Genomic DNA, 22,757 nt, shown 5'->3' on the forward strand with positions numbered 1-22,757 from the left:
CATCACCCATAACAACAACAGGAGACAAGGGATGACCACTGCACGCCGCTGGGAACAGCACTATCCACCGCAGCTGCGGGGCTACCGGCTCGGCGCCGAGGCGCTGTCCGGCAACCTCGCCGACTGCGCCCGTGACGGCGCCGAGCGTCATGGCGACGCACCGGCCTTCACCCAGGTGATGCCCAACGGGTTGCATGCCGACCTGTCCTTCACGGAGGTGGAGGCGCTGTCCAGTGCCTTCGCCGCCTACCTGGTGCACGCGTGCGGTTTGCAGCCGGGCGAGGTGGTGGCCCTGCAATTGCCCAACTGCCTGCATTACCCCGTCGCGGTCCTCGGCGCCTGGAAGGCCGGCCTGGTGGTCACCAACGTCAACCCGCTGTACACCGAGCGCGAGCTGGATGCGCAGCTGACCGACAGCGGCGCCAGGCTGCTGGTAGCCTGCGACCTGTTTGCCAAGCGTGCCCAGCAGGTGGTCGCCCGGCACGGCATCGCCCTGGTGCTCGCCAGCCTCAGCGACTTCTTCCCCGAGCCGGTGGCCAGCGCCATCCAGCAAAAGCTCGAAGCACAGGCCGGCGGTGACCTCACGCCCGAGGTGGGCTTCCAGCGCTTCACCCAGGCCCTGGACATCGGCCGGCAAGCGGCACCGCTGGACCCGCTTCACCACGACGTCGCCCTCTACCAGTACACCGGCGGCACCACGGGCCGCAGCAAGGGCGCGGTGCTGACCCACGCCAACCTCAAGGCGGTGCTGCGCATGGCCGAGGACTACCTCAAGGGCTTCGATGCCGAGATCGAGCCGGGCGAGGCCATCGTCACCCTGCCGCCGCTCTATCACATCTTCGCCTTCAACTTTAATTTCCTGCTGTTCTTCGGCCGTGGCGCACGCAACCTGCTGGTGCCCAGCCCACGGCCGCTGAGCAACGCCCAGCCGGCGTTCGAGCGCTTCCCGGTGCGCTGGATGACGGGTGTGGACACCCTCTACGCCGGCCTGCTGGCCGAGCCCTGGTTCCAGGCCAGGCCGCCCGCGCTCAAGCTCGCCGTCTCTGGCGGCACCTCCCTGCGCCCGGTCACCGGCGAGCGCTGGCGTGCCGCCGTGGGGCAGATACTCGAAGGCTACGGCCTCACCGAAAGCAGCTGCTTCGTGGCCTTCAACCCGCTCGGCCCGAAAGAGCGCCCCGGCACCGTCGGCCTGCCTTTGCCGGGCAGCGACGTGCGCATCGCCGACGCCGAGGGCCGCGAGCTGGCACCCGGCACCCCCGGCGAACTGCTGGTGCGCGGGCCGCACATCATCGAGCGCTACCTCAATCGCCCGGAGGAGAGCCACGAGGCCTTCGTCGACGGCTGGTTCCGCACCGGCGACATCGCGGTGATGGACGAGGACGGCTACCTCCGCATCGTCGACCGCAAGAAGGACATGGTCCTGGTCAGCGGCTTCAACGTGTACCCCAACGAGGTGGAAGCGGTGATCGCCGAACACCCGGACGTCAGCGAAGTGGCGGTGATCGGCGTGCCCGACGACACCACCGGCGAAGCCCTCTGCGCCTTCGTCGCCCTGCATGAACCGGGGCTCGACGGCGAGGCGATCATCCGTCACTGTCGCGAGCGGCTCACCGCCTACAAGGTGCCCAAGCGCATCGAATTCCGCGAACAGCTGCCCAAGTCGCCCATCGGCAAGATCCTCCGGGCACAGCTGCGCACGTGACTCAACCCATGGCGGGTCCAACCGGCCCGCCCTCCAACCCAAGGACGTTCGATGTCGACCTGGTTAACCGCCCTGCTTCCGCTCGCCGCCACCGGCCTGGGCTTCCATTACCTGCGCACGGCAGCGCGCAAGCCGCAGCTGATCTACCAGCGCAACCCCGACAACGACGCCCTCATCCAGCAGGTGCCGCGCCTCACCCGGCGCTTCTGGGCCACGCCCTGGCTGTTCAACGGTCACCTGCAACTGCTCGGCCTGGGCCTGAAGAAGGTCTTCTCCCCCGCCCTGCGCTATGACCGCGTCGATACCCTGCTCATGGCCGACGGCGGCACCACCGCCCTGCACTGGCTCGGCACCGACCTGCCGCCGGAAGTGCCCACACTGGTGGTGCTGCACACCATCACCGGCTCGCCCCACAGCATGCGCGGCTTCGTCCGCGACCTGCAGCGGCTCACCGGTTGGCGCGTGGTGTTCTGCCAGCGCCGTGGCCATGGCGACCTGTCGCTGACCAGCCCGCGCTTCAACACCATGGGCGACACCGCCGATCTGCGCCAGCAGCTGCGCCAGATCAGCGAGCGCTACCCGCAGTCCGCGCTCTATGCGGCGGGCATCTCCGCCGGCACCGGCCTCCTCGTCCGCTACCTCGGTGAACAGGGCGACGACACGCTGCTGCAGGGCGCCTTCGCCTACTGCCCGGGCTATGACATACGCGTGGCCTTCGCCCGCTCCCGCGCGCCCTACACCCGGTTGATGGCGCGCAAGCTGGTACGCCAGTTCGTCACCCCCAACCGCCAGGCCCTGGCCCACCTGCCCAGCCTCGCCGCCCTGGAAGGCGCGCAGAGCCTGGACGAATTCCACCGGCATCTCTACGAATGCGCGGGCTACCCCAGCCAGCAGGCCTTTTTCGATAACTGCAACCCGATCACGGTGATGGACCGCATCACCGTGCCGCTGCTGGTGCTCAACGCCGAGGACGATCCCGTCTGCGTGCTCGGCAACGTGCGCGACCACCAGCAGGCCATGGCGCGTATGCCCCGCACGCTGCTCGCCGTCACCACGCGCGGCAGCCACTGCGCCTACCTGGCCGGCCTCACCGCGCGCTCCTGGGCCCATCACCTGGCGGCCGACTTCCTCCGCGCGCTGCACGGGCAGGCCGGACGCTAGTTCCGAATCGAATCAATCGCCGATCTTTTATTCCGCCAAGAGATATCAATAGCGCTGAACGATATTGGTATATACCAGGGCGCCACCCGTTAAATCCGCCCCCACAGGCCCAGTGGGCAATGCGGAGCACGATGGATGATCGCTGTACGGGTGATGCTGGAATATTTTCATCCCTGGCCGAATTCGGCGGGTTTCTATGTGGCACGGGAACGCGGCTGGTACCGCGACGCCGGGCTCGATGTGCAGTTGCAGGTACCGGACCCCTATCGCGGCGACACCCTCGAACACCTGCTGCAAGGCGCCGCCGATGTCGGTGTGTTCCCCAGCAATCGCCTGCTGGTGCGCCGCGCCCTCGGCCAGCCGCTGCTGGGCGTGGCGGCCATCAACCATGCCGGCCTGGAATCCATCCAGACCCTGACCGACTTCGGCATCCAGCGCCCCCGTGACCTGGCCGGCAAACGCCTGGCGCTCAACCCCACCCCGCGCGGCCTGGCCATGGTGCGCCACCTGGTGGCCGCCGACGGTGGCGACCCGGACGCGGTGATCATCGTCGACAGCCAGGTGCGCGAACTGCGTCCCGAGCAGCTGGCCGCCGGTATCGCCGACGCCAGCTTCGGCGGCTACTGGGCCTGGGAAGCGCTGATGGACAGTCCCATCCCCGCCGAGCGTCGCGTGGTCTGGCCGGTGGACGCGATCGGCGCGCCGCGCTACCACAGCTACCTGCTCGGCGGCCGCCAGGACTGGTTCGAGCACCACCCCGACAGCGCCCGCGCCTTCCTCGCCGCCACCGAGCGCGGCTTCCGTGCCGTGGCGACCGACCCGCAAAGCGCCCTGCCCGCCTACGAGGCGGCCATCCCCTACTTCCCCACCGAGCTGCTCAGCCAGTCCCTGGAGCGCATCGCCCCCACCTGGCTGCACGCCGGCCGCTGGGGCCAGCAACGGGAAGAACTGCTCGCCCCCTACGCCCACTGGCTGCACAGCCACGGCGTGCTCGCCGACGCAGATGCCTGGCGCGGCGCTACCAGCAACCAGTACCTGACGGAGCAACGGCCGTGACCCAGCCGATACGCATCGCCCACGGCATGGGCGCGCAGCCGGTGGAGGCCGACTGGCCCGCCCTGCAGCAAGGGGATGTGGAGCAGGTGCTGCAGCGCTTCCCGCAGCTGGGCGCCGTGCAGCAGCTCGGCTGGCACAGCCCCCGGCCCTTCTCGGCCGCCGCCCAGGTGCACACCGATCACGGCGAGGTGTTCGTCAAGCGCCACCACCGCAGCGTGCGCGAGCCGGCCTGGCTGGAAGAAGAGCACCGCTTCGTCCGCTACCTGCAGGACCGGGGCGCACCGGTCACCCCGGCCCTGCGCGACCGCGACGGGCACAGCGCGCTGGCCCTGGGCGAGTGGACCTACGAGGTACTGCCCCGCGCCGCCGGTGACGACCTCTACCGCGAGGCCCTGTCCTGGACGCCCTTCCTCGACCGCCGCCACGCCCATTCGGCGGGCGCCGCCCTGGCCCGGCTGCACTGTGCCGCAGAAGGCTTCGACGCCGCCCCCCGGCAGGCGCCGGTGCTGGTAGCCAACCTGCGCTTGTTCAGCCAGCCCGACCCGCTGCGGGCCATCGAGCAGGCCCTGCCCGGGCAACCGGCCCTGGCCCGCTACCTGGCCGGGCACGACTGGCACTACGCGCTGAAAGAACTGCACCTGCCCTTCCACCGCCAACTGCTGCCGCTGCTGGCCGCACAACCAGCGCTCTGGACCCACAACGACTGGCACGCCTCCAACCTGCTGTGGCGTGGGCAAGGTGGCTCGGCGGAGGTTGAGAGCGTCCTTGATTTCGGCCTGAGCGACCGGACCTTCGCCCTGTTCGACCTGGCAACGGCATTGGAACGCAATTGCATTCCCTGGCTGGAACTGGATGATGGCGGCCGCGCAACGGCCGATCTCGATGCGGTCGACGCACTGCTGGCGGGCTATGCCAGCCAGCGCCCCCTCGGCCGCCACGACCTGCTCACGCTCAAGGCCCTGCTGCCCCTGGTGCACGCCGACTTCGCCCTCAACGAAGTCGACTACTTCGAGGGCATCGTCGGCTCGCGGGCCAGCGCAGACATCGCCTACCACGCGTTCCTGATCGGCCACGCCCGCTGGTTCCGCGACAGCGAGGGCGCCCGCTTGCTCGACCACCTCGAGCGGCTCGCCCGCACCCATAACAACTAGGAAGACCGCCATGCCCCCGCTTCACGCTGCCACCCTCGTCTCGCCCCAGGCCCTGCACCAGGCCCTGCACGCGCCCGGCCTGCTGCTGCTCGATGCCAGCGTGGAACTGGCCGCCGCGCAGTTCGACGGCGACTACCGGGTGGCCAGCGGGCACGCGGCCTGGCAGGCGGAACACATTCCCGGCGCCCGCCACGCCGACCTGCTGCATGACCTGGCGGACCCGGGCGCCGGCTTCAGCTTCGCCCTGCCAACGCCCTCGGCCTTGCAGGCGCCCCTGGCACGCCTGGGCCTCGGCGCCGCCCGGGAGATCGTGCTCTACGACCGCCACGACGGCTTCTGGGCCGCGCGCCTGTGGTGGATGCTGCGCAGCCTCGGCATCGCCGCCCGTGTGCTGGATGGTGGCCTCAAGGCCTGGCGGCACGCCGGCCTGCCCATCGCCTCGGGCGACGAACCCGCCGCCGTCGACACCGCGCCCCTGGCGCCGCTGCAGGCCCAGGCGGGCTTCTGGGCCAACCGGCAGGAGGTGCTCGCCGTAGTCGAGGGCCGCGCCCCCGGCACCCTGGTCTGCGCCCTCTCCGCCGGCCTGTTCGACGGCAGCGCGGTGACCCGCTACGCCCGTCGCGGGCGCATTCCGGGCAGCCTCAACAGCCCGGCCCGCAGCCTCTTCGACGAACAGGGCCGCTACCTGCCGCCCGCGGAACTGGCCCAGGCGCTGGGCGCCCCGCTGCTCGATGGCGGACAGCCGCTGATTCTTTATTGCGGCGGCGGCATCTCCGCCGCTGCCACCGCCCTGGCGCTGACCCTGCTGGGCCGCCAACAGGTCTCGATCTACGACGGCTCGCTGCAGGAATGGGCGGCCGATCCAGCCTTGCCAATGTCCACCGGAGCAGCTCCGGCCTGAGATTCAACCGCCTTCTTTCGTCTTTCAGCAGTAGGCACGCCAGCGCCGCCCGCCGGGCCCTCCCGTCGCGCGGCTCACTCAACAGCCGGCGTCCATCAAGGAGTTCGTTCATGATCCCTTCCCTGTTCCTGCAGCACCGCCACGGCTTTGCCCTGGCGCTCCTGGCCCTGTCACTCAGCCCGTCCCTGGCCCAGGCCGCAGACACCGTCACCCTGGACGCCGTCACCGTGCACGGCGACGAAGGCGACGGCTACCAGGCGAAAAGCGCCTCGGTGGGTGGCTTCGACGACGCCCCGCTGCTGGATACCCCCGCCTCCGTCTCGGTGTTCACCGAACAACTGATCAAGGACCGCCAGGCCAAGCTGCTCAGCGAGGTGCTGCGCAACGACGCCTCGGTCGGCGACAGCTACGCGCCCATCGGCTACTACGAGAACTTCGTCATCCGCGGCTTCTCCCTCAACGCCGCCAGCAGCTACAAGATCAACGGCCGCACCATCACCGGCGAGCAGAACGTCGCCCTGGAGAACAAGCAGCGGGTGGAGGTGCTCAAGGGCCTCTCCGGCTTGCAGAGCGGCGTGTCCGAGCCCGGCGGGCTGGTCAACTACGTCACCAAGCGCCCGGAAGACGTGCGCTCGGTGACCCTGGCCACCAACGAGGAAGGCGAGCGCTACATCGCCACCGACGTCGGCGCCTGGCTCGACGCCGAGCAGCGCTTCGGCCTGCGCGCCAACTTCGCCCACGAGGACATCCGCTCCTACGTCGACAATTCCGACGGCACCCGCGACTTCGTCTCCCTGGCCGCCGACTGGAACATCAGCGACGCCGCCCTGCTGCAGCTGGACGCCGAATACCAGACCCGCGAACAACGCTCGGTGCCCGGCTACCAGCTGCTTGGCGGCAACGTGGTGCCCAGCGGCATCGACCCCAGGGACCGCCTCGCCGACCAGAGCTGGTCCAAGCCCGTGGGCATCGACTCGCTCAACCTCACCGGGCGCTTCGAGTACCGCTTCAACGACGCCTGGACCGGCAGCCTCAGCGCCGCCCGCAGCCGCGTGGTGATCGACGACTACAGTTCCTTCGCCTGGGGCTGCTACGGCTCGGCCAGCTGCGCCAGCTCCGCCGTGCCCAACTACTTCAGCCCGGAAGGCGACTATGACGTCTACGACTTCCGCAACCCCGGCGACACCCGCCGTAACGACGAGCTGCAGGCAGCCCTCGCCGGCCGCTTCGACAGCGGCCCGTTCAGCCATGAGCTGACTGTCGGCACCAGCGCCTTCCGCCGCCTGCTGGACCGCCGCAAGTCCACCAACGAATGGGTCGGCACCGGCAACATCTACCAGCCCACGCCCGCCTTCGACCCCACCGACGTGCCCCTCGGCCACACCTACCGCCGCCTGGACAGCCGCCAGTACGGCCTGTTCGCCACCGACCGCGTGAGCTACGGCGAACACTGGCAGGCGGTGATCGGCGGGCGCCAGGTGCGCCTGGACGAAGAAGCCTTCGACAAGAACGGCGACACCACCCGCCACACCGAGCGCTGGGAGTTCCTGCCCAACGCCGCGCTGATCTACAAACCGCGCGCGGACATCTCCCTCTACGGCAGCTACAGCAAGGGCCTGTCCCTGGGCGGCGAAGCGCCCTGGTTCGCCACCAACGCCGACGAAATCCTCGCGCCCACCACCTCGCACCAGCTGGAGCTGGGCATCAAGCGCGACTGGCAGCGCCTCAGCCTCACCGCCGCGCTGTTCCAGATCACCAAGGCCTACCAGTATTCGCGCCCCAACGGCGACCAGACCTTCACCTACGTGCAGCAGGGCGAGCAGAAGAACGTCGGCCTGGAGCTTTCCGCCACCGGCTGGGTCACCGATCGCCTGCAGGTCTCGGCCAGCGCCGCGGCCATCCGCGCCCGGGTCGAAGGCACCGCCACCGCCGCCTACGAAGGCCACCAGGCGATCAACGTGCCCACCCTGCGCGCCAGCCTGCATGGCGACTACGCCATCCCCGGCGTGCCCGGCCTGGCCCTGCTCGGCGGCGTGCAATACAGCGGCAGCAAATACGCCAGCCAGGCCGGCAACGTGAAGGTGGACGACTACGCCGTGTTCGATATCGGCGGGCGCTACAGCCTGGCGATCGAGGGCTACGAAACCGTGCTGCGCCTGACCGTCGACAACCTCTTCGACAAGCGCTACTGGCGCGATGCCGGCGAATACATGGGCGACGGCTACCTGTTCCAGGGCGCCCCGCGTACCGCGCGGCTGTCCGCCACCGTCAACTTCTGAGGAGCCCGCCATGCGCATTCCCGCCCTGCCCTGCATCGCCCTGCTCGCCGCCCTGCTGGGCGGCTGCCAGCAGCACCCGCCGGCCAACGACCAGCTGGACGCCGTGCTCTGGACCCAGACCTCCATCGAGCACGACCTGCTGTTCCGCCAGGTCTACGCCAACGCCACCCGCCAGCTGGACAGGGCCCTGGCCGACCCCGCCTGGGACGCCCTCGCCGGCACCCCGCGCAACCTCCAGGGGCTGCCACCGGCGCTGATCGTCGACATCGACGAGACCCTGCTCGACAACGTGCCGCTGAACGCCCGCGCCATCCTCGCCGACGCCCCCTACGACTACGCCCAGTGGTACCAGTGGGTGGACCGTGCCGAAGCCCCGGCGCTGCCCGGCGCCGTGGCCTTCATGCAGGCAGCGGCCCAGCGCGGCATCACCCCCTACTACCTGACCAACCGCGAGCCCGGGCAGGAGCAGGCCACCCTGGCCAACCTCCGGCGCGCCGGCTTCCCCATCGACGGCACCGCGCAGATCCTCACCGCCGGCACCGCCATCGGCGGCTGCGCCGACGCGGGTTCGGACAAGACCTGCCGGCGCAACTGGGTCGGCAGCCAGGCCCGCGTACTGATGCTGGTGGGCGACAGCTTCGGCGACTTCATCAGCGCCAAGGGCAGCCAGGCCGAGCAGCAGCAAGCCGCCGCGCCCTACCTCGGTTGGCTCGGCGAGCGCTGGTTCCTGCTGCCCAACCCCACCTACGGCCATTGGTACAGCGCCCCCTACCAGGGCCGCGAAGACCTGCCGGATGCCCAGAAGCGCGCCCTCAAGCACCAGGCGCTGAAACCGCAGTACTGAACCCGCCGAGGCCATCGCCATGTCAACGCTGGAAATCGTCGCCGTGCTCATCAACATCCTCGGCGTCTGGCTCACCGCCCAACGCATCCGCTGGTGCTGGCCGGTGAGCGTCGTCGCGGTGCTGCTCTACGCCTGGATCTTCTTCGGCGTGAAGCTCTACTCCGACATGCTCCTGCAACTGGTCTTCGCCCTGCTGCAGGGCTACGGCTGGTGGCGCTGGAGCAGCGGCCAGAGCGTGGCCGGCAAGGTCCGCGTGGAGCGCCTGCCGCCGCGTGTGGCCCTGGTCAGCCTGTTGGCCGGCCTGCTCGGCGCGGTGCTGCTGGGCAGCCTGATGCACCACTTCACCGACGCGGCGGTACCCTGGGTCGACGCCCTGCTCACCGCCTTCAGCCTGGTGGCCAGCTTCTGGGCCGCGCGCAAGTACCTGGCCAGCTGGGGTCTGTGGATCGTGCTGGATATCGCCTACGTCGGCCTGTTCCTCTACAAGGACCTGCAGCTCACCGCGGCGCTCTATGCCGGTTTCGTGATCCTCGCCGCCTACGGCCTGCACGCCTGGCGCAAGGACCTGGACGCCCAGGACCGCGCCCTGCCCCAGGCCGCCGGGGCCACCTCGTGAACCTCAACCCGGCGCGCCCCTCGTTCGTCAGCGAATCCCTGCCCCCGGGCGCCTGGCGCGCCTCGCTGCCGCACTACCTGCGCATCCGCGACCAGCTGGTGGCCGACCTCGCCGCCGGCCTTCTTCCCGGCGACAGCAAGCTGCCGGCGGAGCGCGAGCTGGCCGAGCGCTTCGCCTGCACCCGCGTCACCCTGCGCCAGGCCCTGCAGCTGCTGGAGCGCGACGGCCTGATCTACCGGCAGAACCGCCGTGGCTGGTACGTCAGCCCGCCGCGCATCCGCTACGACCCCACCGGCATCATCGGCTTCATGGAATACGTCGCCCGCCAGGGCCGCACACCGCGCACCGAATGCTTGCACGCCGAGCGCCGCCCGGCCGGTGCCTGGCTGGCCAAGCGCATGGGCCTGGAGCACCCCGAGGAGCCGGTGTTCGTCCTCCAGCGGCGGCGCTGGGTCGACCAGCGCCCGGTGCTGCTGGAATGCAACGTGGTGCTGGTGGACTGGTGCCCGGAGTTGCTCTCCGCCGACCTCAACACCTCGCTGACCACCCTGCTGCGCGAGCGCTTCGGCCGGGTGCAATCACGCAGTGAACTGCTGATGCACGCCGAAACCATGAACGAGGCCCAGGCCGGCCTGCTGCAGGTCTCCCCGGGCTCCAGCAGCTTCTACCTGGAACGGCTCAACTTCGGCGAGCAGGGCCAACCGGTGGAGTTCGACCAGGAGTTCTGGCGCCCGGACGCCCTCGCCGTGGTGCTGGAAACCCACTACCCGGGGGAGCCGGCGCAGCCATGAGCCCGCTCGATAACGCTGCCGCCCTGGCCCGACAGCCTGCCGGTGATGGACGATTTCAGCCGAAAGACGGCATCGGCCCCAGGGAATGCAGAATCCAGGCGACTGCCGCCACGCCCGCCAGTACCACCAGCGCCATGCTGATCAGCAGCCACTTCAGCACCTTCATCCCTCTCGACGGCTTGGGGCGCAGCAGCACGACATCCGCTGCCGGGGCGCAGCGCTGGCACGGACGGTTGGGCTCGAAGAGCAGGAACCCGCATTGCTCACAGACTTTCATCGCTCGCTCGACCTGGCGTGGAAGGTAATGCCCAAAGGGCCCCGGCCATGATGCCCGCAGACAGCCCCGGGTGACCGAGCCGATGGTCACAGACCCAGGCTTTGTCGCCACACAAAAACCGCACCTGCCCTTGCCCATCGCCCCACCCTTGCCCGATGCTTCCGCCTCCCGCACATCGCCGGGCTGATAAGGACATCGAGCACACCATGACGGACCGCGAACGACTCCACCGGGATGGCTACGCCCTGCTGCGCCAGGCGATCCCCACCGGCTGGCTGGACGAGCTGCGCGCCCTGTTCGACGCCGGGGTCAAGCCTTCAGAGCAATGGCCGGTGCCCCGTGGCCGGGACTGGCGCCATTCGCTGCTGGACCTGGAGCCCCGGGTCCAGGCCCTGTGCCGCCTGCCACCGGTGCTGGCGGCGGTGGGCGAACTGATTGGCGAGCGCTTCTTCCTCGCCCAGGTGGAAGGCCGCGAGCCCCTGGCCGGCGGCGGCTACCAGCAACTGCACCGCGACCTCTCGACACAGCGTCCCGGCGACACCATCAACGCCCTGGCCTACCTCGACGACTACGGCCCCGACAACGGCGCAACGCGCATCGTCCCCGGCAGCCACCGCCCGGCGGCGGGAGAACCGCCGCTCGACGTCAATGACGAATCCCGCACCCTGCAGCTCTCCGGCAACGCAGGGGACATCCTGGTGTTCGATGCCGACCTGGTGCACGCCGGCAGCCTCAATGCCCTCGGCGGCCGCCGCCGCACCCTGCTGATCGGCTATTGCGCCGAACCCCTCTACGCCTCGTACCTGGACACACGGCAGCTGCGCGGCATCCGCATGGACGCCCAGGAGCGCTTCGATCCCATGGGGTAGCGCCGAGCGTGGCGTGATGGGTTTCGCTTCGCTCTACGCCATCCTACGGAGCCGCCAGTTCCCGCTTGTCTTACCGAATATCAATGCGCACATCGTAGGGGCAAGCCGAGCGAAGACGTTGGAGCGGCCGCCAAACGCCCCTTCCCAAGAGGCCGAGCGAATCGTCGTGGAAGGGGTTGAGCGACATGGATGTCGCGAGAGCCGCGATGGGCCAGGGATGGCCCTTCGCGGCGTGCCCCTGGAACGATGATGGAGCGAGGGAAGTCTGGCGAAGCCAGACCCGTATGGAGGGGCAAGCCCTTTTGGTTCCTTTTCTGGCGATTGAGAAAAGGGACTCGCCCGGGGGGGCGAAACCAGAAGCATCAGCGGAGTAGGCAATCAGCTGGGCTCAGTCGCTAGCAACACTCAATTCAAACGCGGCCACGTCCTTCGGCACCATTTTCGCGACGCACTGTCGTACCTCAGCGGCCTCAGTCGTGCAATCGAGCGCTGATTCCCCCACCTGAGGACCTTCCCATGCCAGGCCATTGCCACCGTTCGCTGTCGCTCGTTTTCGCCCTTGCCGCCCCGCTGGCCGCCGATGCGCTGGAGCTGCGCGTCAACACCTTCGCCGATGAAGACGACGGCCAGTGCACCCAGGCCCATTGCTCCCTGCGCGAGGCCATCTCCACTGCCAATGCCACGCCGGGGGAGACCGTCATCCTCCTCGGCGCCGGCGATTACCTGCTACAGAAGGCCAACCCCGACCCGGCTGGCAACTGGCCCGTGGACGAGGACGCCAATGCCATCGGCGACTTCGACGTGCATGGCCAGGTCAGCCTGGTCGGCCGGGGCGCGGCGGTGACCCGCCTCAACGCCAACCGCCTGGACCGCCTGTTCCACGTGCACGCCGGGGCCCAGCTGAAGCTGCGCAACCTCGGCCTCACCGGTGGCCAGCAGATCTACGACGGCGGCGCCCTGCTCAATTACGGCCAGGTGCAACTCAACCAGGTGGAGCTGGTGGACAACCGCGTGTTCGTCTACATGCCCTACCCGGCCACACAGGCCGGCAACGGCGGCGCCATCGCCAACTTCGGCGTGCTGGAGGTGCACCGCTCGACCTTCCGCGACAACCGCAACTTCGGTGAGGAAGCCCAGAGCGCCGGCAAGGGCGGCGCCCTGTACAACGAGGGCACGCTCACCGTCCGCGACAGCCTGTTCAACGCCAACCGGGCGTCCGACTACGGCGAATGGGGCATGGGCGGCGGGCTCTACAACCAGGGCTCGGCGGACATCGCCCGCACCACCTTCCAGGCCAACGAGGTGCTCAGGAGCGGCTACGGCGCGGCCATCGCCAATGCCGGGCAACTGCGCCTGGCCAACAGCACCCTCAGCGGCAACCGCAGCATCGAGCGGGGCGCCTTCGAGAACGGCCACCCCTTCCTGCCGCAGCTGTCCGCCCAGTCCCACGCCGAACTGCTGCACGTGACCATCGCCGGCAACGACGGCTGGGGCGTCACCAACCGGGGCGACCTGCTGCTGCGCAACAGCATCGTCGCCGGCAACCGCGCCACGGAGTTCGATGAGGTGCGCAACTGCCAGAGCCTGCCGGGCGCCGTCGACTTCCGCGCCCGCGGCCTGCTGCTGGGAACGGACGGCAGCACCTGCCTGGCGGAGAACTACATCGCCGACGAGGCGACCTTCACCCACCACCTGTTCCCCCTGCAGCAAAACAACGGCGCCTGGGTGCACCCGCTGCGGCGCACCAGCGCCGCCATCGACGCCGGCGTGGGCAACTGCTCCAGCCACGACCAGCGCGGGCTCGACCGCCAGCGCGACGGCAACGGCGACGGCCTGGTCAACTGCGACCTCGGCGCCTTCGAGCGCGCCTATCCCTGACTAGCGCTGCGCCTGGCGCGCCTGCAGGTAGGCGAGGATCGCCGGGGCGTCGCCAGCGAACTCGATGCGCGCGCCCTTGGCCTCGCGCTGGTAGGCGTACATCGGGTCGTAGTACTCGCGCAGCAGCCCTTCGATCCAGCCGCGGTGCAGCTCCACCGCGCCGCTGCGGCGCTGCTCGTCGAGGGCCTCCTGCATCACCGCGCGCAGGCGCTGGTAGCGTTCGCCGCCGAGACGCTTCTGGATGTTGTCCATGCTCTGCAGCAGGCGCTCGGCGAAGCGCTCGAAGCCCTGCTCCTCGCCCTGCACGATGCGGAACTCGGCGGCCAGGTCGGTCACGTAGTCCTTGAGTATCCGCTCGATGCGCCCTTCCAGGCTGTCCTCCAGCCACACCAGCGGGAAGCGCTGCAGGCCCTGGTGCAGCGACAGCGGCAACGAGCAGGCGCCGATCATGCGGCTCTCGTCCTCCAGCACGAACTGCTGCTGCCCACGGGCGCGGCGCTTGAGCAGGTCGACGGCGATGCGGTTCTCGAAATCGATCTGCGAAGGCTGCCCCGTGGCGCGCTTGCCGAAGCTGGAGCCCCGGTGGTTGGCATGCCCCTCGAGGTCGACGCTGTTGGCCAGCGCCGCCACCACTTCGGTCTTGCCGGTGCCGGTCATGCCGCCGACGATGACGAAATCGCACTCCGCGACCGCGGCATCGAGGGTCTCGATGAGGAAGGTACGCATCGCCTTGTAGCCGCCGATCACCCGCGGGTAATCGATGCCCGCCTCCTTCAGCCACTGCTGCACGATCTGCGAGCGCAGGCCGCCACGGAAGCAGTAGAGGTAACCCTCGGGGTGGGCCCTGGCGAAGGCCGCCCAGGCCTCCACCCGCTCCGCCTTGACCTTGCCGGAGACCAACTGGTGGCCCAGCTCGATGGCGGCCTGCTGGCCCTTCTGCTTGTAGCAGGTGCCGACCTTCTGCCGCTCGATGTCGGTCATCAGCGGCAGGCTTTCGGTATTGGGGAAGGCGCCCTTGGTGTATTCCACCGGGGCGCGCATATCCATCATGGGAACGTCGTTGAGGAAGAGCTCGCGGTAGTCGGTGGCGTTGTTGCGCATCACAGCACCTCTACCGCGTGGCGCTGTCGCTCGATCAGTTGGCCGATGGGCGCCAGCGCCAGCCGCAGCTCGGCCGCCACGGCGAGGAACTCCGCCTCGCCCTCCGGGCTCACCGCAACCAGCAGGCCGCCGCTGGTCTGCGGGTCGCACAGCAGGTCGCGCTGGGCGTCGGTGATCGGCGCGATGTGCTCGCCGTAGCTGTCGAAGTTGCGCAGGGTGCCGCCGGGTACGCAGCCTTCGGCCAGGTAGTGCTCGACACCCGGCAGGCGCGGCACGCTGGCGTAATCCAGCTGCGCAGTCACGCCGGCGCCGTCGGCCATCTCCACCAGGTGGCCGAGCAGGCCGAAGCCGGTGACATCGGTCATCGCCTGCACGCCGGCCAGCTTGCCGAAGCGGCTGCCGGGCTTGTTCAGGGTGCACATCCAGTCGCGGGCCAGGCCCACGTCTTCGGCGCGCAACTTGGCCTTCTTCTCGGCGGTGGTGAGGATGCCGATGCCCAGCGGCTTGGTCAGGTAGAGCTTGCAACCGGGGCTGGCGGTGTCGTTGCGCTTCATGTGGCGTTTCTCCACCACACCGGTGACGGCCAGGCCGAAGATCGGTTCCGGCGCATCGATCGAATGGCCGCCGGCCAGGGGGATGCCGGCGGCGTCGCACACCGCGCGACCGCCGCGGATCACCTCGCGGGCCACTTCCGGCGGCAGCAGGTTCACCGGCCAGCCGAGGATGGCGATGGCCATCAGCGGGTCGCCGCCCATGGCGTAGATGTCGCTAATGGCGTTGGTGGCGGCGATGCGGCCGAAGTCGAAGGGGTCGTCGACGATGGGCATGAAGAAATCGGTGGTGGAGACCACGCCGCGCTCGTCGTCCAGGGCGTACACCGCCGCGTCGTCACGCGAGGCGTTGCCGACCCACAGGCGCGGGTCGAGGTTCTGCGCGCCGCTGCCGGCGAGGATCACCTCCAGCACCTTGGGGGAGATCTTGCAGCCGCAACCGGCGCCATGGCTGTACTGGGTCAAACGGATCGGCTCGCTCATCACACACCTCGCAACTCTGATGGCGGCGGATTCTAGCAAAGCTGGCGTTTGCGCCTCCCATCCCTATAATCGCCGCCGATTCGTCTACCCTCAGCAAGCGCGCCCGACGCGCGACCGCTGCGCACCTTTTCCGCTATTGAACCGGAGAATCCCCATGCTCAAGCGCATCCTGGCCGCCACCGCCGGCCTCACCCTGTCCCTGTCCATGCTGGCCACCCAGGCCGCCGAGGTGCTGAAGGTCAGCGCCATCCCCGACGAGGCCCCCACCGAGCTGCTGCGCAAGTTCAAGCCGCTGGGCGCCTACCTGGAGAAGGAGCTGGGCATGCCGGTGCAGTTCGTCCCGGTGGCCGACTACCCGGCGGTGGTCGAGGCGCTGGCCACCGACCGCCTGGACCTGGCCTGGCTGGGCGGTTTCACCTTCGTCCAGGTGCGCCTGAAGACCGGCAACGCCATCCCCCTGGTGCAGCGCGAGCAGGACGCCCAGTTCACCAGCAAGTTCATCACCGCCGACCCTTCGGTGAAGTCCCTGGCCGACCTCAAGGGCAAGACCTTCGCCTTCGGCTCCATCTCTTCCACCTCCGGCAGCCTGATGCCGCGCTACTTCATGCTCAAGGACGGCATCAAGCCGGAGGGCTACTTCAGCCGCATCGGCTATTCCGGCGCCCATGACGCCACCGCCGCCTGGGTGCAGGCCGGCAAGGTGGACGGCGGCGTGCTCAATGCCAGCGTCTGGGACAAGCTGGTCGCCGCCGGCAAGGTCGACACCAGCAAGGTGCGCGTGTTCGCCACCACTCCGGCCTACTACGACTACAACTGGACCGTGCGCGGCACCCTCGACCCGGCGCTGGCCGAGAAGATCAAGAAGGCCTTCCTCGCCCTCGACCCGGCCAACTCCGAGCACAAGGCCATCCTCGACCTGCAGGCCGCCAGCCGCTTCATCGAGACCCAGCCGGACAACTACAAAGGCATCGAGGAAGCCGCCCGGGCCGCCGACCTGCTGAAATGAGCCTGCGCCTCACCGACGCCGGCCTGCGACACGGCACCGGCGTCCAGGCCCTGTGCGGCGTCGACCTGGCCATCGCCACCGGCGAGCGGGTCGCCGTCATCGGCCCGTCCGGCGCCGGCAAATCCAGCCTGCTGTCCCTGCTGGCCGGCGCCATGCGCCCCAGCTCGGGCGAGGTGGAGCTGCTCGGCGAACGCCCTTGGGCCTGCTCCGCCACAGCCCGGCAACGCCTGCGCGCACGCATCGGCCTGATCCACCAGGCACCGCCCCTGCCGCCCCGGCAACGGGTGGTCACCGCCGTGCTGGCCGGCAAGCTCGGCCAGTGGGGGCTGGGCCGCGCCCTGCTCAACCTGCTGCACCCGCTGGATGTCCCGGGCGCCCGTGCCGTGCTCGCCCGGCTGGACCTGGCCGACAAGCTGTTCGCCCAGTGCCAGCAGCTCTCCGGCGGCCAGCTGCAACGGGTCGGCATCGCCCGCGCGCTATACCAGGACCCGCAGCTGCTGCTCGCCGACGAACCGGTCTCGGCGATGGACCCGGTGCTCGCCGACCACACCCTCAGCGTGCTCTGCCGCCACGCCAGCGCCCAGGGCGTGACCCTGGTGGCCAGCCTCCACGCGGTGGACCTGGCCCTGGCGCACTTCCCGCGCATCATCGGCGTACGCGAGGGCCGCATCGCCTTCGACCGCCCCGCCGCCGAGGTCGACCAGGCCCTGCTCGACGCGCTCTACGCCAACGAACAGCTGGCCTCGCCGCAGCCGCCATCGGCGACGCTGCCCCTGCAGATCCCCCGATGCTGAGCCGCGACACCCGCGACCCCGCCGCCCTGCCCCGCCTGCTGCTGACGCTGCTGGCCGTCGCGCTGCTGTGGCCCGGCATCCGCCTGGCCGAGCTCGACCCGGGCGTGCTGCTGCAGGCCGATAGCCAGAGCGAGATGGGCCGCTTCGTCGCCGGCTTCTGGCCGCCGGCGCATACATCCGACTTCCTCGCCCTGCTGCTGGACGCCACCCTGCAGACCCTGGCCATCGCCACCGCCGGCATGGCCCTGGCGCTGCTGGTGGCGGTGCCCGCCGGCCTCGCCGCCAGCCGCGCCCTGTCGCTCTCCGCCGCCTCCCGTGGTGGGCGCCCGAGCGCCCTCGGCCAGGCCCTGCGCTGGCCCATCCGCGGGCTGCTGATCGTCCTGCGCAGCGTGCCGGAAATCGTCTGGGCGCTGCTCTTCGTCCGCGCCGTCGGCCTCGGCCCCACTGCGGGCGTGCTGGCCATCGCCATCACCTACGCCGGCATGCTCGGCAAGGTCTATGCGGAAATCCTCGAATCGGTGGACCAGCGCCCCATGCACGCTCTGCTGCAGGCCGGCAGCGGCCGCCTGGGCGCCTTCGTCTACGGCCTGCTGCCCAACGCCGCCGCCGAGCTGACCTCCTACACCGTGTACCGCTGGGAATGCGCCATCCGCGCCTCGGTGGTGATGGGCTTCGTCGGCGCCGGCGGCCTGGGCCAGCAGATCGACCTGTCGTTGCGCATGTTCGCTGGCGGCGAGGTGGCCAGCATGCTGCTGACCTTCTTCCTCCTGGTGCTGCTCGCCGACCAGCTCAGCCGCGTGCTGCGCGGGAGGCTGGCATGAAGCGCCTGGCCAATGCCGCCCTGCTGCTGGCGGCCCTCGCCGCTGTCGTCGCCTCCTTCCTCTACCTGGGGCTGGACCTGCTCGCCCTCACCGAGGTCGGCAACCTCAAGCAGATGGGCGCCTACGCCGCGCGCTTCCTGCAGCCGGACCTGAGCGGCGCGCACCTGCAGGCCATCGCCCACGGCGCCCTGGAAACCCTCGCCATGTCGGCCCTCGGCACCCTGCTGGCGGCCCTCCTCGGGCTGCTCCTGGCACTGCCCGCCGCCGGGCGCTTCGGCAAGCCCCTGCAGGCCCTCACCCGCCTACTGCTCAATGGCCTGCGCGCCATCCCCGAGCTGGTCTGGGCCGCGCTGATGGTGCTCGCCGCCGGCCTCGGCCCCAACGCCGGCACCCTGGCCCTGGCCCTGCACACCGCCGGCGTGCTCGGCCGCCTGTTCGCCGAAGCCCTGGAGAACACCCCCACGGCCCCGGCCGAGGCCATCCGCCAACAGGGCGGCGGGCAGGTGGCCGCCTTCTGCTACGGCACCCTGCCCAACCTCTGGCCGCAGCTGCTGGCCTACTCGCTGTACCGCTGGGAGAACAACATCCGCATGGCCAGCGTGCTCGGTTTCGTCGGCGCCGGCGGCCTGGGGCAGATGCTCTACGTCAGCCTCAGCCTGTTCCAGGAAGCCCAGGCCAGCAGCGTGATCCTCGCCATGCTGGCGTTGGTGTTCGCCGTCGACGCCCTCAGCGGCTGGACGCGCCAGCGCTGGGTGCGCGCCTAGAACGGCAGCACACCGCAGTGCCTCCAGGGCGCTCGGACGGAGCACAAAAGCCAACGCGAGCGATGCTTCGTAGGATGGGTAGAGCTCCGCGAACCCCATCAAGCGGAGCCACAGGCGCGCACCACGCCACGTTGGGCCTCGCTGCGCTCGGCGCCAACCTACGGGGCGACGAACGCCGAGGGCGCCACGCCTTCCCATTGCTTGAAGGCACGCCGGAAGTTGGCCACGTCGCTGTAGCCCAGCACCTGGGCGATTTCCTCCACCGTCAGCCGCCCGGCGCGAAGGTGCTCGATAGCCAGCACGTGGCGGACTTCCTTGAGGATCTGCTTGTAGCTGGTGCCTTCCGCGAGCAGGCGGCGGTGCAGCGTGCGGGGCGTCATGTAGAGCAGGCGCGCAATGGTGACGAGACTGGGGAAGGCGTTCTGCCGTTCGAGAATGAGCCGGCGCACCCGCGCCCCCAGGGAGCTCTTCTCCCCCAGCTTCTTCAGCTCGCGCTGGCAGATCAGCTCCGCCTCGCGGAAGGCGAAAGGGTCCGCCATGCGCAGCGGCGTATCCAGCATCGCCGTGTCGAAGGTGAAGCCGGCCCAGGGCTGCGCATAGTCCACCGGGCAGCCGAACAGCTGCTCGGCCAGTGCCGCGTAGGTGGGCTGCGGGGCCGGGAAGCTGATGCGGCTGGCCGAGCGCCCGGCCGGGGTGATGGCATCGAAGATGTTCTTCACCGCCAGCATCACCGCTTCCATTACCGTCTGCTCCACCTCGCCAAGCGGGTACTCGGCCACGAAGCGCAGGTGCTCCCGGGCCTGGGTTGGCTCCCCGTCGAGCTGCACCCGGGCCAGGGTGGTGCGCACCGCCAGGTAGCGCTCCAGCAGCTGGATGACCTGGCGCAGGGAGCCGCCCTGCAGCGCGGCGAAACCGAGAACGCCGTGGGTGCCGACACCCAGCCGCTCGCCGATCAGCAGCCCCAGCGCCGGCTCGCCGCTGAGCCGCAACGCCTGCTGCATCAGCGGCCCGAACAGCTCGATACCGGGCTGGTACTCCGGGTCGTCCAGCAGAGCGGGGGCGACGCCGCAATCGGCCAGCCAATCGCCCGGGGCCACGCCCATCACCCGCAGCTGTTCCGCGACCTGTCGCAGGTACTGCACGGGGAGTCGGAAGTCAGGCATGGGCGCCTCTGTGGCTCGCATCTGGCGGGGGCGAAAGTGTCATTTAATGACCCCCAGAATGTCAATTGAGGCCCTCTCCTCCTCCCCGGCGACGCCCCTAGGATTCAGCCGTCCGACCCAACAATCACAACAGGAGGACGCATGTTTCCATTCCGCTCCCGATCCCGCCCCAGCCAGGTGCGGATCAACGCCACCGAGATCCTGGTGAACCCGAAGGAAACCCTGCTGCAGGCCGCCCTGCGCCACGGCATCGACTTCCCCCACAGCTGCCGCGTGGGCGGTTGCGCCACCTGCAAGTGCAGGCTGCTGTCCGGCCGCGTGCGCGAGCTGACCGAGGCCAGCTACGTGCTCACGGACGAGGAGCTGGACCAGGGCTACATCCTCGCCTGCCAGAGCGTGCCCCAGGGGGACCTGCGCATCGAGGTGGACCTCGCCCGGCACAGCGCCAGGCGCCGCGTGCGCGGCAAGGTGGTCGGCCAGCAACGGCTCACCCACGACATCACCCACCTGCAGGTGCAGCTCGACGAGGCCCTGCCCTACAAGGCCGGCCAGTACGCGACGCTGACCCTCGACGCCCTGCCCGGCCAGCCACGCCCGTTCTCCTTCTGCACGCCGATGCAGCCCGATGCCCAGGTCGGCTTCTTCATCCGCAAGGTGCCCGGCGGCGCCTTCACCGGGTGGGTGGACGAGCGCCCGCTGCTGGGCCAGGGCCTGGTGCTCGAAGGGCCCCAGGGCGACTTCCACCTGCGCCCCGCAACAGCGCCCTTGCTGCTGATCGCCGGCGGCAGCGGCCTGGCGCCCCTGCTGGCGATCCTGCAGGAAGCCCTGGCCGCTGGCGTCACCCGCCCGGCCACCCTGCTGTTCGGCGCCCGCCAGCAGCGCGACCTCTACGCCCTGGAAGAAATCACCGCCATCGCCGCCCGATGGCCCGTGCCCTTCCGCTTCGTCCCGGTGCTCTCCGACATCACCCCCGAGACACCCTGGAGCGGCGCGCGCGGGCTGGTCACGACGCAGATCCCGACGCTGCTGGAGCCCGGCGCCCACGCCTACCTCTGCGGCCCGCCCGCGATGATCGACAGCGCCAGTGCGCTGCTGCGCGGCCTGAGTGTGGCACCCGAGCACATCCACGCCGACCGCTTCACCACCACCGCACCGGCGGCCCTGGCCGACGCCTGATCACCACAACAAGAGAAACCACCATGAACGCGTTGCACTACCTGAAGTACTTCCTGTTCCAGGGCATCGGGCTGCTCGCCGCGCTGTCCCTGCTCGCCGGCGGCATCTGGACCAGCGCCGGGCTGCTGGCGATCCTCGCCTTCTACCTCGTCGGCGATGCCATCGCGGGGGACGACACCAGCACCCCGCACTTCAAGCACCCCGGCATCCTCACCGTCCAGCTGTGGCTGGCCCTGCCGCTGCTCGGTTTCATCGTCTTCGCGGCGCTGTGGAGCGTCAGCGAAGGCGACCCGCTGGGCTTCGGCGCGGCCCTCAGCCGCCTCAGCGGCCATGATCTGATCGCCGCCCGCGACGCCACCGTCGGCATCCATCACGTCTCGGCCTGGCTGCTCACCGGCCTGATGATCGGCATGATCGGCACCATCACCGCCCACGAACTCACCCACCGCACCTGGGACCAGGTCTCCCTGCTCATCGGCCGCTGGCTGCTGGCCTTCAGCTTCGACACGGTGTTCGCCATCGAGCACGTCTACGGCCACCACCGCTACGTCTCCACCACCGAGGACCCGGCCACCGCGCCGCGTGGGCGCAATGTCTACTGGCACGTGCTCGCCTCCACCCTCAAGGGCAACCTCAGCGCCTGGCACATCGAGCGCCGCCGCCTCGCCAGGAAGGGCCAAAACCTGTTTGGCTGGCACAACGCGGTGCTGCGCGGGCACGCCATGAGCCTGTTGCTGGTGGCCGCTGCCTGGGGCATCGGTGGCTGGCGCGTGGCGCTGTTCTTCATCGCCTGCGCGCTGTGGGGCAAGGCCCTGCTGGAGATCGTCAACTACATGGAGCACTACGGCATGGTGCGCAACCCGGCCACGCCGGTGCAGCCCCGTCACTCGTGGAACAGCAACCGGCGCATCAGCTCCTGGAGCATGTTCAACCTCACCCGCCACTCCCACCACCACGCCCAGGGCGAGGTGCCCTACCAGGACCTGCGCCCCTTCCCGGACGCACCGATGATGATCGGCGGCTACCTCACCACCATCATGGTCGCCATGATCCCGCCGCTCTGGCACAGGCTGATGACGCCCAAGGTGCTGGCCTGGGACGCGCACTACGCAAACGAGGAAGAGCGCCAGCTGGCGGCCGAGGCGAACCGCCGCAGCGGCATCGCGGCCATGGCGGAAAACGCAAACGCCCGTAGGTTGGGCTGAGGTACGAAGCCCACCATCACGAACCCACGCCGTGCACAACGCCCTACGCACGGATGATTCGTAGGATGGCGTAGAGCGAAGCGAAACCCATCAAGCGGCGCTGCAGGCATCACCCCAAATCGAGCCCCGCCACGTTGGGCCTCGCTACGTTCGGCGCCAACCTACGGC

21 protein-coding genes are annotated in these 22,757 nt (G+C 69.7%); 17 read left to right on the plus strand and 4 right to left on the minus strand.

Going from position 1 to position 22,757, the window contains the following annotated elements:
- The first annotated feature begins 31 nt into the window (after nucleotides 1–31).
- The 9 genes from OEJ36_RS10105 to OEJ36_RS10145 all read left to right on the plus strand — a co-directional run bounded on the left by OEJ36_RS10105 (nucleotide 32) and on the right by OEJ36_RS10145 (nucleotide 10,501).
- Nucleotides 32–1,702, plus strand: a complete 1,671-nt coding sequence (locus OEJ36_RS10105; RefSeq protein ID WP_263401409.1) for an AMP-binding protein — start codon at nucleotides 32–34, stop codon at nucleotides 1,700–1,702.
- Nucleotides 1,703–1,753: 51 nt separating this feature from the next.
- A complete protein-coding gene (locus tag OEJ36_RS10110) occupies nucleotides 1,754–2,863 on the plus strand; it encodes a YheT family hydrolase (protein WP_263401410.1) in 1,110 nt (369 codons plus the stop codon).
- A gap of 135 nt (nucleotides 2,864–2,998) precedes the next feature.
- Entirely contained in the window at nucleotides 2,999–3,919 is a 921-nt protein-coding gene (locus tag OEJ36_RS10115) for an ABC transporter substrate-binding protein (RefSeq protein ID WP_263401411.1), read from the plus strand.
- Complete coding sequence (locus OEJ36_RS10120; protein WP_263401412.1) at nucleotides 3,916–5,070, plus strand: phosphotransferase enzyme family protein; 1,155 nt, start codon at nucleotides 3,916–3,918, stop codon at nucleotides 5,068–5,070. The genes OEJ36_RS10115 and OEJ36_RS10120 overlap by 4 nt, the downstream gene beginning before the upstream one ends.
- Nucleotides 5,071–5,080: 10 nt before the next feature.
- The gene (locus OEJ36_RS10125; protein WP_263401413.1) at nucleotides 5,081–5,971 is read left to right on the plus strand and encodes a sulfurtransferase; all 891 of its coding nucleotides are present in this window, start codon (nucleotides 5,081–5,083) and stop codon (nucleotides 5,969–5,971) included.
- Between the two features lie 110 nt (nucleotides 5,972–6,081).
- On the plus strand, nucleotides 6,082–8,250 hold the full coding sequence (locus tag OEJ36_RS10130; protein WP_263401414.1) for a TonB-dependent siderophore receptor: 2,169 nt from the start codon (nucleotides 6,082–6,084) through the stop codon (nucleotides 8,248–8,250).
- 10 nt (nucleotides 8,251–8,260) lie between these two features.
- Entirely contained in the window at nucleotides 8,261–9,094 is an 834-nt protein-coding gene (locus tag OEJ36_RS10135; protein ID WP_263401415.1) for a 5'-nucleotidase, lipoprotein e(P4) family, read from the plus strand.
- 19 nt (nucleotides 9,095–9,113) lie between these two features.
- Nucleotides 9,114–9,710: a nicotinamide riboside transporter PnuC gene (pnuC, locus tag OEJ36_RS10140; protein ID WP_263401416.1), complete on the plus strand. Its 597-nt coding sequence runs from the start codon at nucleotides 9,114–9,116 to the stop codon at nucleotides 9,708–9,710.
- A gap of 65 nt (nucleotides 9,711–9,775) precedes the next feature.
- A complete protein-coding gene (locus OEJ36_RS10145) occupies nucleotides 9,776–10,501 on the plus strand; it encodes a UTRA domain-containing protein (protein WP_263401470.1) in 726 nt (241 codons plus the stop codon).
- 55 nt (nucleotides 10,502–10,556) lie between these two features.
- Here OEJ36_RS10145 and OEJ36_RS10150 read toward each other — a convergent pair whose 3' ends face one another.
- Entirely contained in the window at nucleotides 10,557–10,778 is a 222-nt protein-coding gene (locus tag OEJ36_RS10150) for a hypothetical protein (RefSeq protein ID WP_263401417.1), read from the minus strand.
- 206 nt (nucleotides 10,779–10,984) lie between these two features.
- Between OEJ36_RS10150 and OEJ36_RS10155 the strand changes: the two genes are divergently transcribed.
- Both OEJ36_RS10155 and OEJ36_RS10160 read left to right on the plus strand, forming a co-directional pair.
- Complete coding sequence (locus OEJ36_RS10155; RefSeq protein ID WP_263401418.1) at nucleotides 10,985–11,647, plus strand: phytanoyl-CoA dioxygenase family protein; 663 nt, start codon at nucleotides 10,985–10,987, stop codon at nucleotides 11,645–11,647.
- 516 nt (nucleotides 11,648–12,163) lie between these two features.
- Nucleotides 12,164–13,525, plus strand: a complete 1,362-nt coding sequence (locus tag OEJ36_RS10160; RefSeq protein ID WP_263401419.1) for a CSLREA domain-containing protein — start codon at nucleotides 12,164–12,166, stop codon at nucleotides 13,523–13,525.
- Here the strand turns inward: OEJ36_RS10160 and mnmH are convergent, their stop codons facing one another.
- The gene (mnmH, locus tag OEJ36_RS10165; RefSeq protein WP_263401420.1) at nucleotides 13,526–14,626 is read right to left on the minus strand and encodes a tRNA 2-selenouridine(34) synthase MnmH; all 1,101 of its coding nucleotides are present in this window, start codon (nucleotides 14,624–14,626) and stop codon (nucleotides 13,526–13,528) included. It abuts the gene before it with no gap.
- On the minus strand, nucleotides 14,626–15,660 hold the full coding sequence (selD, locus tag OEJ36_RS10170; RefSeq protein WP_263401421.1) for a selenide, water dikinase SelD: 1,035 nt from the start codon (nucleotides 15,658–15,660) through the stop codon (nucleotides 14,626–14,628). The genes mnmH and selD overlap by 1 nt, the downstream gene beginning before the upstream one ends.
- A gap of 154 nt (nucleotides 15,661–15,814) precedes the next feature.
- Here selD and OEJ36_RS10175 point away from each other — a divergent pair, with 154 nt between their 5' ends.
- From OEJ36_RS10175 to phnE, 4 genes are read left to right on the plus strand one after another with little or no spacing between them, the layout of a single operon-like run.
- Nucleotides 15,815–16,666, plus strand: coding sequence for a putative selenate ABC transporter substrate-binding protein (locus OEJ36_RS10175; RefSeq protein ID WP_263401422.1), 852 nt, complete (start codon nucleotides 15,815–15,817; stop codon nucleotides 16,664–16,666).
- Entirely contained in the window at nucleotides 16,663–17,460 is a 798-nt protein-coding gene (locus OEJ36_RS10180; RefSeq protein WP_263401423.1) for a phosphonate ABC transporter ATP-binding protein, read from the plus strand. Before OEJ36_RS10175 ends, OEJ36_RS10180 begins: the two co-directional genes overlap by 4 nt.
- Nucleotides 17,454–18,281 (plus strand): PhnE/PtxC family ABC transporter permease, encoded by an 828-nt coding sequence (locus OEJ36_RS10185; RefSeq protein ID WP_263401424.1) that lies wholly within the window; start codon nucleotides 17,454–17,456, stop codon nucleotides 18,279–18,281. Before OEJ36_RS10180 ends, OEJ36_RS10185 begins: the two co-directional genes overlap by 7 nt.
- On the plus strand, nucleotides 18,278–19,045 hold the full coding sequence (gene phnE / locus OEJ36_RS10190) for a phosphonate ABC transporter, permease protein PhnE (protein WP_263401425.1): 768 nt from the start codon (nucleotides 18,278–18,280) through the stop codon (nucleotides 19,043–19,045). The genes OEJ36_RS10185 and phnE overlap by 4 nt, the downstream gene beginning before the upstream one ends.
- Nucleotides 19,046–19,203: 158 nt before the next feature.
- Here phnE and OEJ36_RS10195 read toward each other — a convergent pair whose 3' ends face one another.
- Complete coding sequence (locus tag OEJ36_RS10195) at nucleotides 19,204–20,208, minus strand: AraC family transcriptional regulator (protein ID WP_263401426.1); 1,005 nt, start codon at nucleotides 20,206–20,208, stop codon at nucleotides 19,204–19,206.
- A 141-nt stretch (nucleotides 20,209–20,349) separates the two neighbouring features.
- On the opposite strand from OEJ36_RS10195, the gene OEJ36_RS10200 reads away from it, so the two are divergent.
- Together OEJ36_RS10200 and OEJ36_RS10205 are read left to right on the plus strand one after the other, a co-directional pair.
- Nucleotides 20,350–21,384 carry a 2Fe-2S iron-sulfur cluster binding domain-containing protein gene (locus OEJ36_RS10200; protein WP_263401427.1) on the plus strand — a complete coding sequence of 345 codons (1,035 nt, stop codon included), beginning with the start codon at nucleotides 20,350–20,352 and terminating at the stop codon, nucleotides 21,382–21,384.
- A gap of 23 nt (nucleotides 21,385–21,407) precedes the next feature.
- The gene (locus OEJ36_RS10205; protein WP_263401428.1) at nucleotides 21,408–22,589 is read left to right on the plus strand and encodes an alkane 1-monooxygenase; all 1,182 of its coding nucleotides are present in this window, start codon (nucleotides 21,408–21,410) and stop codon (nucleotides 22,587–22,589) included.
- Nucleotides 22,590–22,757: the final 168 nt, after the last annotated feature.

Origin of the sequence: Pseudomonas sp. PDM13, from assembly GCF_025685765.1 — a bacterium.
Lineage (GTDB): Bacteria > Pseudomonadota > Gammaproteobacteria > Pseudomonadales > Pseudomonadaceae > Metapseudomonas > Metapseudomonas solani.